The sequence below is a fragment of the Indolivaga alginatilytica genome (assembly GCF_003201355.1).
Taxonomy (GTDB): Bacteria; Bacteroidota; Bacteroidia; order Bacteroidales; family Dysgonomonadaceae; genus Dysgonomonas_A; species Dysgonomonas_A alginatilytica.
Genome location: NZ_QICL01000001.1, coordinates 509,571 through 524,710 on the forward strand (window position 1 = coordinate 509,571; position 15,140 = coordinate 524,710).

14 protein-coding genes are annotated in these 15,140 nt (G+C 38.1%); 6 read left to right on the forward strand and 8 right to left on the reverse strand.

The features are described from left to right. Nucleotides 1–167: 167 nt before the first annotated feature. Complete coding sequence (locus CLV62_RS02230) at nucleotides 168–1,592, reverse strand: alpha-L-fucosidase (RefSeq protein WP_110309145.1); 1,425 nt, start codon at nucleotides 1,590–1,592, stop codon at nucleotides 168–170. A 269-nt stretch (nucleotides 1,593–1,861) separates the two neighbouring features. On the opposite strand from CLV62_RS02230, the gene CLV62_RS02235 reads away from it, so the two are divergent. Beyond that, nucleotides 1,862–2,236, forward strand: coding sequence for a hypothetical protein (locus CLV62_RS02235; RefSeq protein WP_110309146.1), 375 nt, complete (start codon nucleotides 1,862–1,864; stop codon nucleotides 2,234–2,236). A 168-nt stretch (nucleotides 2,237–2,404) separates the two neighbouring features. On the opposite strand, the gene CLV62_RS02240 is transcribed toward CLV62_RS02235, so the two are convergent. Further along, nucleotides 2,405–2,899, reverse strand: a complete 495-nt coding sequence (locus tag CLV62_RS02240) for an outer membrane protein (RefSeq protein ID WP_110309147.1) — start codon at nucleotides 2,897–2,899, stop codon at nucleotides 2,405–2,407. A 624-nt stretch (nucleotides 2,900–3,523) separates the two neighbouring features. On the opposite strand from CLV62_RS02240, the gene CLV62_RS02245 reads away from it, so the two are divergent. Continuing rightward, a complete protein-coding gene (locus tag CLV62_RS02245; RefSeq protein ID WP_110309148.1) occupies nucleotides 3,524–4,318 on the forward strand; it encodes a membrane lipoprotein lipid attachment site-containing protein in 795 nt (264 codons plus the stop codon). A gap of 29 nt (nucleotides 4,319–4,347) precedes the next feature. On the opposite strand, the gene CLV62_RS02250 is transcribed toward CLV62_RS02245, so the two are convergent. Continuing rightward, complete coding sequence (locus CLV62_RS02250) at nucleotides 4,348–7,218, reverse strand: hypothetical protein (protein ID WP_110309149.1); 2,871 nt, start codon at nucleotides 7,216–7,218, stop codon at nucleotides 4,348–4,350. Nucleotides 7,219–7,555: 337 nt separating this feature from the next. Here CLV62_RS02250 and CLV62_RS02255 point away from each other — a divergent pair, with 337 nt between their 5' ends. After that, the gene (locus CLV62_RS02255) at nucleotides 7,556–7,852 is read left to right on the forward strand and encodes a hypothetical protein (RefSeq protein ID WP_110309150.1); all 297 of its coding nucleotides are present in this window, start codon (nucleotides 7,556–7,558) and stop codon (nucleotides 7,850–7,852) included. On the opposite strand, the gene CLV62_RS02260 is transcribed toward CLV62_RS02255, so the two are convergent. Beyond that, a complete protein-coding gene (locus tag CLV62_RS02260) occupies nucleotides 7,845–10,004 on the reverse strand; it encodes a hypothetical protein (protein WP_110309151.1) in 2,160 nt (719 codons plus the stop codon). The two genes, CLV62_RS02255 and CLV62_RS02260, sit on opposite strands and share 8 nt — an antisense overlap. Nucleotides 10,005–10,130: 126 nt before the next feature. Beyond that, nucleotides 10,131–10,577 carry a DUF6249 domain-containing protein gene (locus CLV62_RS02265; protein ID WP_110309152.1) on the reverse strand — a complete coding sequence of 149 codons (447 nt, stop codon included), beginning with the start codon at nucleotides 10,575–10,577 and terminating at the stop codon, nucleotides 10,131–10,133. A 126-nt stretch (nucleotides 10,578–10,703) separates the two neighbouring features. Between CLV62_RS02265 and CLV62_RS02270 the strand changes: the two genes are divergently transcribed. The 3 genes from CLV62_RS02270 to CLV62_RS02280 all read left to right on the forward strand — a co-directional run bounded on the left by CLV62_RS02270 (nucleotide 10,704) and on the right by CLV62_RS02280 (nucleotide 12,594). Beyond that, nucleotides 10,704–11,282, forward strand: a complete 579-nt coding sequence (locus CLV62_RS02270) for an RNA polymerase sigma factor (RefSeq protein WP_245903962.1) — start codon at nucleotides 10,704–10,706, stop codon at nucleotides 11,280–11,282. Further along, nucleotides 11,279–11,677 (forward strand): hypothetical protein, encoded by a 399-nt coding sequence (locus CLV62_RS02275; protein WP_110309153.1) that lies wholly within the window; start codon nucleotides 11,279–11,281, stop codon nucleotides 11,675–11,677. The genes CLV62_RS02270 and CLV62_RS02275 overlap by 4 nt, the downstream gene beginning before the upstream one ends. Before the next feature lie 212 nt (nucleotides 11,678–11,889). Then, nucleotides 11,890–12,594, forward strand: coding sequence for a porin family protein (locus CLV62_RS02280; RefSeq protein WP_110309154.1), 705 nt, complete (start codon nucleotides 11,890–11,892; stop codon nucleotides 12,592–12,594). A 139-nt stretch (nucleotides 12,595–12,733) separates the two neighbouring features. On the opposite strand, the gene darG is transcribed toward CLV62_RS02280, so the two are convergent. The 3 genes from darG to CLV62_RS02295 all read right to left on the reverse strand — a co-directional run bounded on the left by darG (nucleotide 12,734) and on the right by CLV62_RS02295 (nucleotide 15,137). Next, nucleotides 12,734–13,780 (reverse strand): type II toxin-antitoxin system antitoxin DNA ADP-ribosyl glycohydrolase DarG, encoded by a 1,047-nt coding sequence (gene darG, locus CLV62_RS02285; protein ID WP_110309155.1) that lies wholly within the window; start codon nucleotides 13,778–13,780, stop codon nucleotides 12,734–12,736. 3 nt (nucleotides 13,781–13,783) lie between these two features. Beyond that, nucleotides 13,784–14,410, reverse strand: a complete 627-nt coding sequence (gene darT, locus CLV62_RS02290; protein WP_170119997.1) for a type II toxin-antitoxin system toxin DNA ADP-ribosyl transferase DarT — start codon at nucleotides 14,408–14,410, stop codon at nucleotides 13,784–13,786. An 82-nt stretch (nucleotides 14,411–14,492) separates the two neighbouring features. Continuing rightward, nucleotides 14,493–15,137, reverse strand: coding sequence for a carbohydrate-binding family 9-like protein (locus CLV62_RS02295; protein ID WP_110309157.1), 645 nt, complete (start codon nucleotides 15,135–15,137; stop codon nucleotides 14,493–14,495). Between the last annotated feature and the right edge of the window lie 3 nt (nucleotides 15,138–15,140).

The following is a 15,140-nucleotide window of genomic DNA, read 5'->3' on the forward strand; positions in this document are numbered from 1 at the left end:
AATTATAATAGTAATTAAATTAGTTTAAAGAGGATATACAACAAAAATAACGATATATATCTTTTAGTACAAGACCCAAGCCTTACGCAGATTGTTATCTGCAATATATTTAGAACATATACAGCTCTTTAAACAAAACAAATAAAGTAATTATTTTACAACACCTATTATATAGGAGTAACGGCAAATGCCAACGCCGCCTGATCGGCAGGCAGACCGTTTGGTACTGATACTTCAATGCCTTTAGCTGTTTTCTTCCAGTTGACAGGTTTTCCGGTTTCTACAAATATGATTTTGCTACCTTTAGCGGGTTCATTTCCCTTCCAAACAATTGTTTTCGGTAAAACTTTACCCTCCTCTAAACAATGTATAGCATATACCGTTTTACCGTCTTTACTTTGTGTAAACCATGTTGCACCGTCATTATATATAGGAGTAATTCGTGTATTATAAATCGCCTTTCCGTTTTTAGAAGTCCACTCCCCTATTTTACTTAAGCTTGCAGCAGCACCTTCGGGCAATGTCCCATCGGGAGCAGGCCCTACGCCTAACAGAAGATTACCTCCTTTAGCTACAATTTCACTCAGAATAGCTATCACCTTATAATGACTCTTATATCTGTCATTTTTCACGAAGCCCCATGCACCGCCCAAAGTGATACAGCTTTCCCAAGGATTGCTCAATTGCTCTTTAGGAATTCCGTTCTCGGGAGTCTGATAATTTTCGTATTCGCCTGCCACAGTTCTGTCGACAACCAGCAATCCGGGTTGATAACTGCGAGCCATAGCCGCAATTTTAGGCATATCTATATCCTGCGATCCTTTGTAAAAATCACCTTCGAGACCTTCATCTCCTTTTTTAGAGGGACGAACCCAGCCGCCATCCAGCCACAGGATATCTACACTGCCATAATCGCCGTTCATCAATTCCTGAATCTGATTGTAGGTATACTCTTTGAATTTGTTCCAGCGCCATTTATTTGCATCTAAGTCGTAACTCGGATTACGATCGGGTGTAGAATATCTGTCCCACCAGTAATATTGAGAATGCCAGTCGGGTTTTGAATAATATGCACCGATCATAAAACCTTCGCTTCGAAATGCGTTGAAAACTTCTTTGGCAACATTCCTTCGGGCATCATTTTTAAAAGGCCCTTTAGCAATAGAAAAGTCGCTATACTTAGTATCAAACATATTGAAACCGTCGTGATGCTTGGTTGTAAACACTGCATACTTCATTCCCGCTAATTTACCATACTTTGCCCATGAAGCCGGATCGAGCTTGGTTGGATTGAATTTATCGATAGTTGCCCAATAACGGCGTTTGTATTCGTCATAGGTAATAGTCGAATCGCGATTGATCCATTCTTCATTACACAATGTCCACGACTCCACAATACCCAATTCGGAATAAAGACCATAATGAATAAGCATACCGAACTTCTGATCCTGCCATTTATCAAGCTTCTCCAAAACTTGGGCATCCTTGGGATATGTATAAGTTTCGGACTTTCCATGTACAAAAGTTTGTGCTACTGCCGATGATAAGGCAGTTACTGACAAAAAAAAGGAGAATAAGATTCTGTTTTTCATTTAATTAAAAAAATATTTAAAATATGGATATACAATTAAGCAAATATAGCCAAACAAATGTAATTATATATATTATTTATAGCAAATCGGGAACCACAAAATACAATTAAATATTTGATTATAAACATATTGACTAACAATTAAGGGTCACAATCTTATTTGTTATATTTTTTTCACAAAATAGTTGATATTTCTTAGTTTTTTATATTACATTTGCAGTCGAAAAGGTAATTATTCACGGATTTTTGTCAAAAAACAAAAGAAAAAAAATGAAAAAGATTGTTATGATCGCTTTTGTTGCTGCAGCTACATTGTCATTTGCTGCTTGTAACACTAAAACTGAAGGTGCTCAAGGTACTGAAGTTGATTCAACTAAAGTAGAAGCTCCTGTTGTTGAAGAAGTTGTAGTTGCTGATACTACTGCTCTTGGAAAATACGAAGTATTAGTAAACCAAGCGCTTACTTTATCTGAAGCAAAAGGTGACGCTGCAGCTACTGCAGAATGCGCTAAAATCGCTCAAGAAATAGCTGACCTAGGAAAAGTACTTGAAAAAGAACTTGCAACTATGACTCCTGAGCAAGCTGCTAAATTTGCTGAACTAGGCAAAAAATACTCTGAAGCTGCTGCTAAAGCTAAAAAGTAAAAAAGCATCTGCTTAGTTACTAGAAACAAAAGCAAAAAAAAATAAACCCTTTAGTAATTCTAGAGGGTTTTTGTTTTGTTTATTCCCTATAAATTTTATTTATAGACAGGAGTAAACAAAAAAATAGCCATTGCAAGTGCAACAGCTATTTTTTTTTATTTCTATACATTAGAATTTAACTCCGTAACCAAGAGCAACAACCATACAATCGGCATCACCGAAAGTATACTTAAGTTCGAAATTCACAAAGCGATTGCTAGCCAGATCATAACCGGCTCCGGCTCCTAAGTTGAAACCGAAATCGGTATAACCATTAGAACCAAATTTTTCGCCTCCAACAGTTCTTCCCGAAAAACGGTTGTTTTGCATGGCAATACCTGCCAATGGATAAACAGACAGATTTTGATCTACATTAAACACATAATGTACATTTACGTTAATATCAAGTCCTGTAACTTTGTTTTTAGGGAAAAAGAACATCACATCGGGAGCTAAACGAATGTTTTCGGCAATAACATATCTGCCTTGAACACCCAACATAAAACGCTCTGCATTACTCTGATAACCGATATTTCCGATAAGAGATTTTTCGCCTTTTTCACTTTGAGCAAATGCACCTAATGTACCGGCTACAAATGCTACTGCTAATAATAGTTTTTTCATAAAATTTTAAAATACGTGTGTAAAATATTCGCAAACAAAGCTATGCAAAATATATTAAAAAACGACATTAGAAAACAGAAAAGGCAATAAGTATAAGGCAAGCACCTCTCTAGGGGCGTATTGCAACAGTAGTGGTCGGAAGATTTTTAAATCACTAATTATAGTATACCGTAGGGGCGAAAAATCTTTCGCCCACAGTATAATTTCTTTTATCGAGGGTGTGTCAAAAGTCTGAACAGAACACAAATTACACTGAAACAACAGAAAATACAGGGTGCTAAACGCAAAGACACAAAGCCGCAAAGATTTTTTGCGATGTAGGGGCGAACCTATGTGTTCGCCCAATATGGAGGCAGACACGTAGGTCTGCCCCTACAAACAGAATTGGGGTGAGGTCAGGGCTACCTTGGGGCAACCTGTTTTCCCGTTTTCTGAAATGCGACAACAAATAATTTGCAGTACTTAATAATCGAATAAGAAAGAAAAAAATCTTTGTGTCTTTGCAACTTTGCGTTAAAAATAAAACGGGCGTATGCAATACACCCCTACAACGCTCGCCTTTAAATTTTTTAATGTATCGAAAAAATCATTACTTTTGTATTGAAACAAAGTACACGAAACTATATGAAAAAGATTTTATACCTATTATTAACAGCTTTCACACTTACAGCATGCGGAGGTGGCGATGACCCAGACCCGACTGATCCAACCGATCCGACATCGAAATTCGACAACTGGAACGATCCTGCAAGCTCTCACTATACCGATGGCAAATACAATACCTTAAAGGGCGAATGGCAACTGACACAACGCAATGGTGCTAACGCAAGCGACTTTCTGGTATATAAGTTCGACAGCAATTTTAAGCTGTGGGAAGCTACCACAGAACCTGCCGAGGAAAAAGACCCGACTTACGGTACTTCGAAAACCTACATTACCAACGACAAGGAATACAAGATTGCAAATACCGTGTATCAATATGCCATAGCCGGAACGCTCGAAAGTGCCCGATTAACCATAAAGGATGGCAACACTACGCTTACTTTTAAGCCTTACGAAAGCAAAGTATGGTCTTGGAAAGGCGATTGGAACAGTAAAACTGATCCACATTATGCCACATATAACGGTAAATATAATCCGATAAAAGGAACATGGAAAATGACTTATGTCGGTGGAGTTCCTGCTGATACTGAATATTATCGTTTTAATGATGATTTTACTGTAGAACGATCTCCAAATGGTGAAAATAGATTTGAAAGCAAAAGAAAATATTGGATTAACGACACAGGTGTAAAAGAAGATGCATTCAACATACACCTCTCTTATACATACAGTTATAAAATAGAAGGTAATGTATTATATTATAGAACCATGCTACCTAAACCGAGCAGTGGAATGACATTTGTAAGATATAAATAATAAAAACGTCTCAATTGAGACGTTTTTATTTATACTTTCCGTATTAGTTTTAGTTTAGTTTTATTCCTTCCCATAGGATCATATCCCTCAACAGCAGCAACATAGTATAAATCACCATTTAATTTCACTAATTTACTTCCATCCATTTGTTCATATTCGTCAGGAGTAAGGTAACACTCTATATATGTATAGTTGCTGTCATCAGTAGCAATAATACTAAAGTAGATAGTTAAGATAGAACTAGGGTTATTATAATAATCTAAGGTTAGAGTATCCTGCTTATTCAAACTATTACTTAAATGAGGCAGTAACAATTCAATGTGTTTATCGGTATTACTCCAAACTATACCTACGTTGTAGGGCTTCTCAGCTTTATACCAAAAACGTTGGGCATAGTCTGTATATAGCTTTTTCATCATTTCCCCATAATCTTTAGGCTCATTTAGCTCCCAAATTTGCTTATTTGTAATTACAGGTAATTCCAAAAGCATTGGGTTAGCTGCATTTTCTTCTCCCTTATATATTTTTTTAAACCAATTATATGAAAAATTAGAAGCCTGAGTAACTACCTGTCCGTCTATATTACCTGTTATAAAACTACCTCCACCATCTTCGGCTATTTCTCCATTAAGTTCTTTTGATCTAAAATACCCCTCTTCTTCCTGATTCACTTTAAAACCCAACTGAAATTCCGAAGGTAACCCCAATGACTGATTCGTTCTTTGATTAATACTTGCTTTACCATCGAGGTCAATCACCGAAGCAGCGGAAGCGGTGGGTCGTATCTGCTTTACATTCAACTCAAACTCATTCTCTTTGGGTTGCATCAAGTCGAGATTGAAAGCCTTGCAAAAATTTTCGAGCCAATCGTCTATCTTTTGTCCCGATGGGAGGAATTTAATGAGGTTTATTTTATCCATATTAAAGTCCGACTCCTCATTCCACGACATTTTCGTCGTTCCTGTTCCATCGGAGTTTACAGTTAGCCATTCCTTATTGAGCTTATAAGGCTCTATCTCAATTTCAAATTCGACCTCATGCTTTATATACGCCCCTTTGTATTTATGTCTGGATCCCTCCCTCCACACTCCAATGTCTGTTACATCGGAAAGAGCTATATGCTCGCCCTTTTCGAGCCAGATCACAGTATGTACTAAGCCATCGCCATCCAAGTTGTTTTTCTTCCCTATGTAATTCTCGGGAGAGTCAAATTTTGTAATAAACTTATCGCTCATCTCATACCCATACTCTCTGGTTGCCTCATCTACCTCACTTTCCTCTCCATCTTCACCTTCCTCTGTTGGCTCTGTTGGCTCCTCGTCTTCCTGCAAAATGCCATACCGCCAATAAGGAAGTGAATTAACTGCACTATATGTAACCGTATCGACTGTTTTATCCCAGCTGAGACCGTTTTTTGCCGACAAGATATTACAATAAAAATCGTTTTTGTCCAAAGGATGTTGAGAAACCTCCTCATCGCCCTTTCCCCAACGGAAACCCGATATGATATTGGGATTCTGGCAAGGGTCTACAAACAAAATAGCTTGGGGATTGGCCTGAGGGAAATACTTGGGAGAAGTCGCAAAAAGCGGAAAATTATATTTCCGATCTGTCCCACCCGATTTATCCATCTCCTGATTGTGGTTGTTCTTATAATATATCCCGTCGATGACCGAGTTAGTCATATCAAAATCGCCATTGCCTCTGTCACGAATCAATTTGAGTTCGTATCTCGACGAATTGAACTCATTATTTGCATCATGCGAATTTGAATAGGAGAAACGAGTATCGTTGATAGTATAGTACTTTGCCTTATACTTGCTCTCAGCAGACGTCCCTACTTTCATCCTTGCTCCGAATTTCACCTTATACAATCCGCTTGTAGGAATCACGATATGGGTATTCTTGATGATCCGATTCGCTCCTTTCTCGTGTTCCGATTGCGAGATATTGCTCCCTGTATCTTCCAAAACGGTTATATCCGAGTTTCGGGCATTAAACAGATTTACGGCAACATGCTCGCAATCGCCCTGTGTGACATAAAACTCTGTTTCGAGATGCGAAGCCTCAATATCCTTATTGTCGTTCTTTATATTTGTCCACGTACCTTTGAGCTTCATCCTGCCCAAGTACCCCCAGTTCCACTCCTGCTGATAGTTGGTCGGGTTTTGGTACGACATATAGAGGTTCTTCAAACGGGCATCTTCGAATGCACTGCCTCCTATGTGATACTCTTCTCCTTTTTCATCCTTACTGTTTTCAAATATCTTTTTGATTGTATTTAAGCAATTAATAGACGGGGGAAAATCCTCAATACCCAGACGTACGTATTTATCCCAGATCGCCTTTCCCGAAAAACTATTTTCCCCATCCTTTGACACCTTCGGCAGCAAACCGTACAAAACCAACGGGAAGATACAATCGGGTGTACCCGGCTCGGTGTTATACTTGTTCAACATCTCGGTTATAGTCAACGGTTCGTTCTCATTGTCGGGGTTGGTGAAGGACAAGTCCCATGAGCCTTCTATCTCGGTCATTTTCTTTTCGCCGAAGATTTCCTTTATGGTTTTCTTGGCAGGCACTACCAGATTTCCCTTATAACTTCCCTCGGCATCTATTTCACTGAGTTTGAATCGTCCGTCGAATATCAAAATACTATTCACATAAAGCAGTGCCTTGTAATTGTGATTAAACTTATTTTTGACCTCCTCCACATTGGCATACCCGAAGATGGCATCGTTGGTCGGAGTGGCAGGTATAGTAATGGAATAGCTGTATTGTGCATCCTTTGTACTCAGTTCGGCAGGATTGATAAGTACCCTGTTGAGACGCACACCCAACTTCTCGGGGCTTTGTATATCGCAGAGTTTCTTATCGATGTAAAGTTCTATATTAGTCATATTTTTTTATTAAAGTTTACAAGTTATTAAGGTCGCAGACCTTTTTATTGCTTTGGCAAGTGTAACAACTAGAGATAGTTATTTTGATAAAATATCGCATTAAATATTTAAGGCTACTTAATACGAATCAGTAGTTGGATTATATGAAACGCTCATTTAAGTTATTTATACTACGCGCAATCAAAGATTGCTTGTGTTCCTTTTGCCCAAAGCCGCAAAAGGAACCAAAAAGTCTTTGCCGACCACTTACGGGTGTGATCCGTTATCAACTTGCCGTTAAGAATAAAATAAGCCGTCCTGTCGGACTCTTTACATTTTATTCTTATCGACTGCTTCGTTGAACGGATGCCTCACCCCCGAAGTAAATGTCAGCTTTGCTTACGCCCGTCAGGCTCTCCGACATTGGCGGTTGCACGGGGTACCCGATGTGGGAGGAAAGCGTAAAAAACAAAAAGGAATCAAAGTCGAAAGTAATTTTTTGTTTTCGCTTTCGGAGCACGTATCGGGTCGGGCAATGAGGCACAGTCTTGATCTTTTGTTTCGTTTTGCATCAAGGCAAAATGAAAGACAAACCCGAGAGGGTGCGTCAGTAAAAAAAAGAGCGTTTATTACTAACAATTCAACTACTATTTAAAGGTATCCGTATAGTGATATTTCATTTCCACCTGATACAGGTCGTCTGTCGAATTGTACTTGAGAGACATATCGTCTACAATTATGTAGCGTTTGGTTTTCAGTTCGTATACGGCAGGCGAAGCACTCATTTCGCGTAACCACTCCACCACATCGGTAGTAACGGGCGACGTTTGCACTATTTTTTGCTCCTGCACGCTTTTCATGGCAACCGATTCTATTTCAGACTGGAGAGTGAAACCGGACTGTAAGGTTTTATAGATAGTTGATCCTGCGGTTTTAAATTCCGAAGAAAAGCCTCCTCCGAAGTTCATCGTATCCCATCCTCCCAATCGGTTAAGAAATACAAAATCGTTGATCTCATTAATATCCTCGGGTAAAATACGGAACGAAAGCGGCGTCGAAATAATCACTTCGGGTTCATCTTTACCCGGATAAGTACTTTTGTGCCATCTGCATAAATAAACGTCTATACGCCCGACCGTCTTTCCATTGTGCATCGGTAAAAACTCATCGAGCCGTAGCAAGGCCGTATTCACTTTAGAGAACTCACTTTCTTCCTGCCCCTGACAGGTATATTCACCTATAAATGCTCCCGACTGGGTATAAAGTTTATAATGCAGCCCGATAGAAGGCACGAGAGGATCGGCAGCACCGCCAATTCTTAAAGCAAGCCAGCGGAAATGATAAATAAAATTGAAATACTGCTTCTGCCCTTTGATATGTGTACGGTTGAATCGGGTGGTCAACGGCTTGACTTTAGTAAATGGAGGGGCATAAAAATCCTGAGAAAAATCGAGGATGTAGGAGTCACCTGCATCGTCCTTTTCCAATCCGGAAGGATTTAAGGTATAATCGTATCCATTAAGCACATACAAAGGCGAGGAGTAATAAAACGGTTGATTAATTTTCCCATCCGTGCGTTTTGCAATAAACCGATAGTCGGTTATCGTTTGGGCATCGCTCCAAAGGCGATACTTTTCATCTTGGGGGTCGAGTTCCGGCTCGGAAAGAAAAGCAGCCGAATAAGTTACTTTTTTACTCAGTAGTGTACTCAGGTCGAACCACAAGGGTTTTCCGAAATAAGATTTAGATAGTGTTGTCAGATAATTTCCCAAATAATTGAGTGAATCGTCATTGCCCGGAAAGATCTGATGGTCGGTATATACTTCCAATTCGATCTGATAATTTCCCGTTCCATAATCTATAGTATCGGAAGAAGATGAAAGTATTTCTAAATTCTGAATCGAAAATTGCGGAGCTTCAATCTCTACGATATACCGATCGGAACTGAATTTATCCTTTATCGTACAGCTGTAATCATCTAAAACAACATCCACATAATTAAGCAGTTCGCTATCCAGATTCAATACTTTAGCAACATTTCGGATAGACTTTCTGAAACTTTCATCATTATTTCCCGCATTTGATTCAGGAACAAGTAAATAGGTATCCTGATTCTCTTTTGACGGATCGGTAGTACCATTCCATTTACGATTATAAACCACATTAGAACCTTCCGTTACTTTAATAGTCAACCAGTATGCCGAGGATACAATATCTTCCGAATTATGAATATTGTCGACAAAACTCAAAACATGTTGGTTATAAAAGAGAAGGGCGGATTGAGTGACTTCCAGTGAAGTACCATTGCTCAGAAACTCAAAATCATATTGAATCCCGGCCCCTTTTGATAGAATCTCAAGCCTTCCGTTTATGCTTATATCATCATCATCGTTTTTTTCAGCAGGTATAGAAATATCAAAATTATTTCGGAAAAATGAATTTTTCAACAAACATTCTTTAATATTCTGCAACGTAATCTGATTGGCTTCGCTTTGCGATAAAACAACATTGCCAAGCACTGTCGCCTGCAAGGGTACAAAAAAGGTATTACTACTAATTTTATTTTTATCATAGGTTCCCTTAAAATCATGCGTATCGCCACTTTGCTTCTCTTTAATTTCAAATTTAAAATGGTTCTGTGCAACAGATTCAGGATACACTTGTAAAATTTGGATAGTAGCCCTCATTTTCCGATCACTGTCTTTATTTCCTTTACTACTGAATACCACAAAATTCGGATTATTAGCCAATGTTATCCCATCAGGCTCAACTACCGAGGCAATCTCTTTATTAGAATAATATCCCATGCTCTATCTTTTATTGAATAGATAAAAAAGGGCAAGGGGGCAAACCTGTTTCGTATTTTAGTAAAATGAAAAGGAGCATCTCTAAAAAAGAGACACTCCTTGTAACAATAAAACAAAAACCACAAATTAATCTTTATGCTGCTTCTCTTTCCTTTGTTCTACCAGATAAGCGATCAGCAATCCCAAACCGCCAAATAAAGAGACACTTGCCAGATAAATAATAGCTACCGAACTTCGGATGTTATCCTTTACGGCATCATCATAGTGTGCAAACTCGGGACTCTGTGAATTTGTCAAACCCAACTCCAGAAAGAAAGCAGCCAGAAGCCCCAAACCGACCCCTACCAACAACAAACTGGCTCTAAGAGACCACGATGACGGCAGTTTCATTTGTGACTGTCCTCCGAGTATGGGTAAGCTAAACTTATTGGCAAAGGCTGACAGATCTACATTATTCTGAAGTTTTTCAATAATAGCCATTCTCTCCTGACGGCGAACAAACAGTTCGAACAAACGGTATATGCCTAGTACAACAATACCTGTAACAAAAATAGGACCTAATACATTTTGCATATCTTATACTTTTAAATTCGTTAAACATTCTCTCGTTTGCATATTTTGACGCAGTACACCATTAAAGGTTACAAAAATAGCAGAATTATTTTTTCTGAAAATTTTCTGATTACATTTGTAACTAATGTGACACTGATACGTCATACAGGCATGACAAGTTTTGATGACATACATTATGTCCGTTTAATCAAGGATGGTGATACAAATGCCTTTGTTCATATTGTACGCCGATATCAGAGAATGGTATATACCATTGTCAGCAAAATTGTCACTAATACAGAGGATGCGGAAGACATTACTCAGGAGATCTTTATTAAGATATATCAGTCGCTCAGTAAATTCAGAGGAGATTCAGAGTTTTCGACGTGGATCTACCGTATAGCCTACAATACGGCTATTACGGAGGTGAGAAAGACCAAACGAGAGTTTATTTCTTTCGATGATATGGCAGAGAAACTCCCCGATGCCGAAATCTCCGATAGTCTGGATGAGCTGAATACAGAAGAGAGGCTCGAATATCTGGATATTGTTATAAAACGGCTCAACCCTGAGGATGCTTTGCTGATTACACTTTTTTACCTCAACAACCACAGTGTGCAGGATATAAGTACAATCAGCAATCTCAGTCAAGCCAATGTAAAAGTAAAATTGTACCGTATACGGAAATTTATGAATTCAGAAATAAATAAACTCATATCGACATGAAAAAGCAAGAAAAAGATCGCCTAAGGAGCTTGTTTCAAGATATGGAATTAAGCAATCCACCTAAAGGTTTCGAAAGCCGTTTGATGCAACAAATACATCAGGCAGCTTCTGAAAGCAAGACAAAAGACACCCTTCGAAGCAAAATATATACAGCAATTGCAATAGCCGGAGGAATAGCCGCCATAGTAGTTCTGCCTATCATCGCATTTTATTTTATGATGGGAGATACTGCTATACAAATACCTTCGATGCAAGTCGATTTCAGCATGCCTCATTTTCCGAAAATGGATATCGATCCGTTAACTGTATTACTGCCATTTGTAGTTTTAGTACTCTTGATGGGCGATACGCTTATCAGAAAACATATATCGGACAAAAGGCATCACAACACATAAGGTCTCAGACCTTTTTATTGCTTTAGGGGTGAACCTATGTGTTCACCCACAAAGGACAGACACATAGGTCTGCCCCTACAAGTAAAAGTATCTTATTAAATACTTTCATTTACTTAACAGTTTATATTGTAATTAACAGCGAGGAATATTTAACGTTTTAATGCAACGTTTTATATTCCTCTTCGTCTTATGAAAAATTAACAACACATATTATGAAAAAATACGCAGCATTAGGAATGCTTATAGTCCTCCTTATTACTTGTTTAAATTTACAAGCACAATCTCAGATATCCTATGCAATAAAAGCAGGAGCCAATTTCTCAAACAGTACTCATCAGAATATGAATTCAGATATGAATTCGCGTATGGGTTATCATTTTGGCTTAATAGCTCATAAACAGTATTCTGATCACTTTTTTCTTCGATCGGGAATCGAGTTTACAGCTAAGGGAGCAAAAGGCGATGTACAATGGACTAATAATCCCGAAAGTAGTACATATCCCTCCGAAAGTATACAATCATGGACATACAGATTAAATTATCTTCAGATTCCAATATTAGCCGGCTATAAATATTCGTTGAGCAGTTCTACTAAATTACTCATTAATGCAGGACCTTATTTATCCTATGGTATTTATGCCAGAGAAAAATACATATACTCATATTATAAATTGCCTCAGTATCTACCATATACACTTACTCATACTACTATCCAAAAAAAAGGTTTCGGAGATGCCGGACTTGATAAATTCGATTTCGGTATAATTGGAGGTATCGGAATAGAATATAATCAATATCTTTTGAATATAAACTACGAGGCCGGAGTATTAAATCTGATGAGCGGATATGATGGAGGTAATCCTTCCTGGAAAAACCAAAACATCACAATATCGGTAGGCTATTTTTTCAAAAAATAACCATACATATCTAATCTAAAAAGAGTACCAACACCTTAAAAAGTATAATTAAGGCCGCAGACCTTTTTATTGCTTTGGCAACTAGATTAACGATAGTTAGTTATAACTTTAAAATATAGCATTAAATATTTTGTATTACTTAATTCCGGGGTAATGCAAAGAAGCTATCCAGATGAGTATTTATTAGTGTAATATATTCAGGATTGTCGAAAACAGTACGCTTTTCGGTCTTGTTAGTGGCTAAGCAGGTAATTATTCCTTCCTCTGTATAAATCTGTTCAGTTTGCCTTATATAATCTATTGTTGATAAAAGCTCCAAGGCAAAGGACGAATAGAATCCTGATAGGAATTCTTTCGTCTTCTTACTTATACCTTTATACGTTTTATTGTCTGCTAAATTCAGATATTCTGCTACATCCTTTTCGGTAGACATATCTAAATTTAACTCTTGAAACGGAGTGCCCGTTAACGCATAATACTCGCCAATATAACTGCCATTGAGGTACTTAAACACATGCTTTACTTTTCCTGAATGTGGTCCGTAATAATCGTTTCGAAACTCTAGTTGAAATTGATCAAAAGCTCCAAAGCGTTGTAAAAAGTAAACAATCTTCTCCGCAGCAAATTCGGAGATAAACTCTCCTTCCTTTACCATATCAAAAAGTACATCGAGCATCATTGCCCTCGCAGGAGTCAATTTAGCCCGTTCCTTATTCAATACCTCTTTTACTTCTTCATTGGGTTGATAAACAACAATTTCGCAATCGACATCCGATAGATGTTCTTCTATCAGATCTTTGACTTTACTCCATTGCAAACCGCCATTACCTGCTCCTAAAGGAGGAACACTCACCGATTGCAGGTTTCGTTCCTTTATTAGTTTAGTCAATTCAATAAGTCCCAATCGAATATAGCTATACTCGGAAGGATCTCGCCAATGGTCTTTAGTCGGAAAATTTATGATTATCTTTCGCCCTATTTGTAGATGTTCTTCTTCGCAGACCAGAAGTTTTCCAATTGTTAAAGTTTTGTTGTCACAAGCATGTTTGTAAATTTTGAAATTGTTGGGAAAGTACTTTTTAAACTGTAAAGCAATTCCTTTCCCCATTACTCCTACAGTGTTGACAGTGTTAACTATCGCTTGAGATTTACTCTCAAACATATTCCCGTATACATATTTAATCATATATCAAAAATAATATCCTGGCTCCACCCGTATCTTGTCGTCGTCAATACCCGATACAAATAGTTTATCCTTAACGCTAGGACTATAAACTATATACTCGGTAATACAAGTAGCGGGAACGTCTGCACCAACCAAAAATTCGGCTTCTTTACGCCTCCTCAAGTCTGTATTTTCGCTTCCTCCCCAGCCGTTGTCTGTTATGGCATCCCAATCCAATAATCCCCTAATCTTGCGAATCCTAGAGCTGTCATAAAAATGACTCAATCTACTGAAAGCATGCCCATTGGTGAACCAAAATTCCAATTCGGCATCCATTATTTGCTGTACTGTCGATATACAGTAAACAAGACGTCTCGGATCGACTACTTCCGTTCCGTATCCTTTTTGTATTGCATAGAGCATAGGCATTCTAGGCGCAAAATGAAAAGGAATATAATCAGTTAAAGGACGTCCGCTCGGAAGCAGACGTTCTTTTCGTTTATCAATAATAGCATTATTGCCAATAGGCACATAGTTCTCATTACTGTCCGGTGATGAAACATGCGTTATTCCCTTTTCGGCAATATACTTAATATTATCAAAATGCGTGACCCTAAACAATGGGGTCTTATCTAATCGTAAACGAGCCAACTTTCTTATTATTACTTTGACAACAAAGATAAATCAATTTTAGATAATTATTATATCTTTAATTGTCAAAATTAAACTCGCATTACTCAAAAATCAATTCTCCGAAAAATCGGGGCTGATGAAAGCTCGGACTTGGTGTACCGATAGTTGTCCAGGAAACGAAATGAGGTACAGTAAGATTATCACCGCATTTGTAAAAATTTCCTTTTACCTGCAAACCGTCAAAACTTTGTATATCACTTTTCCAAAAAGCAGCGCAAGGAATAACTATTGTCAATGTCCAATCGAAATTACCTATTTCTTTATCCCTATTGGCAGTACCTAAGCTTGGTAATCTTAAAATAGATTGCATCACCTCTTTACTTCCATGCTCTGCACTTCCTCCAAATTCCCTGTAACCGAGCAATGCTTTGCCGATGCAAGTAAACTCGGCATTATAATAATGCTTATTATCGAACGAAAGGAACATTTCCACACACGAATCTGTCCATACCTCTCCGTTATCGGTTGTTACGGCAGCCAATATTTCGTTTTCTTTGACTTTATATTGCAACAGAATATTTTCGCTGTTGTGGGCAATGGTAAACGTAACTTCGGGTTTCGACGGATAAGCATCCGGCCAGTTGATTGTATCGATCTTGTTTACCGGCAAACTTGCCATCTGTTGAGCTACCGCCTCTATATCGGATGCATCAATAGATATCTTTGGTATTTTTATCTTATTCATTAT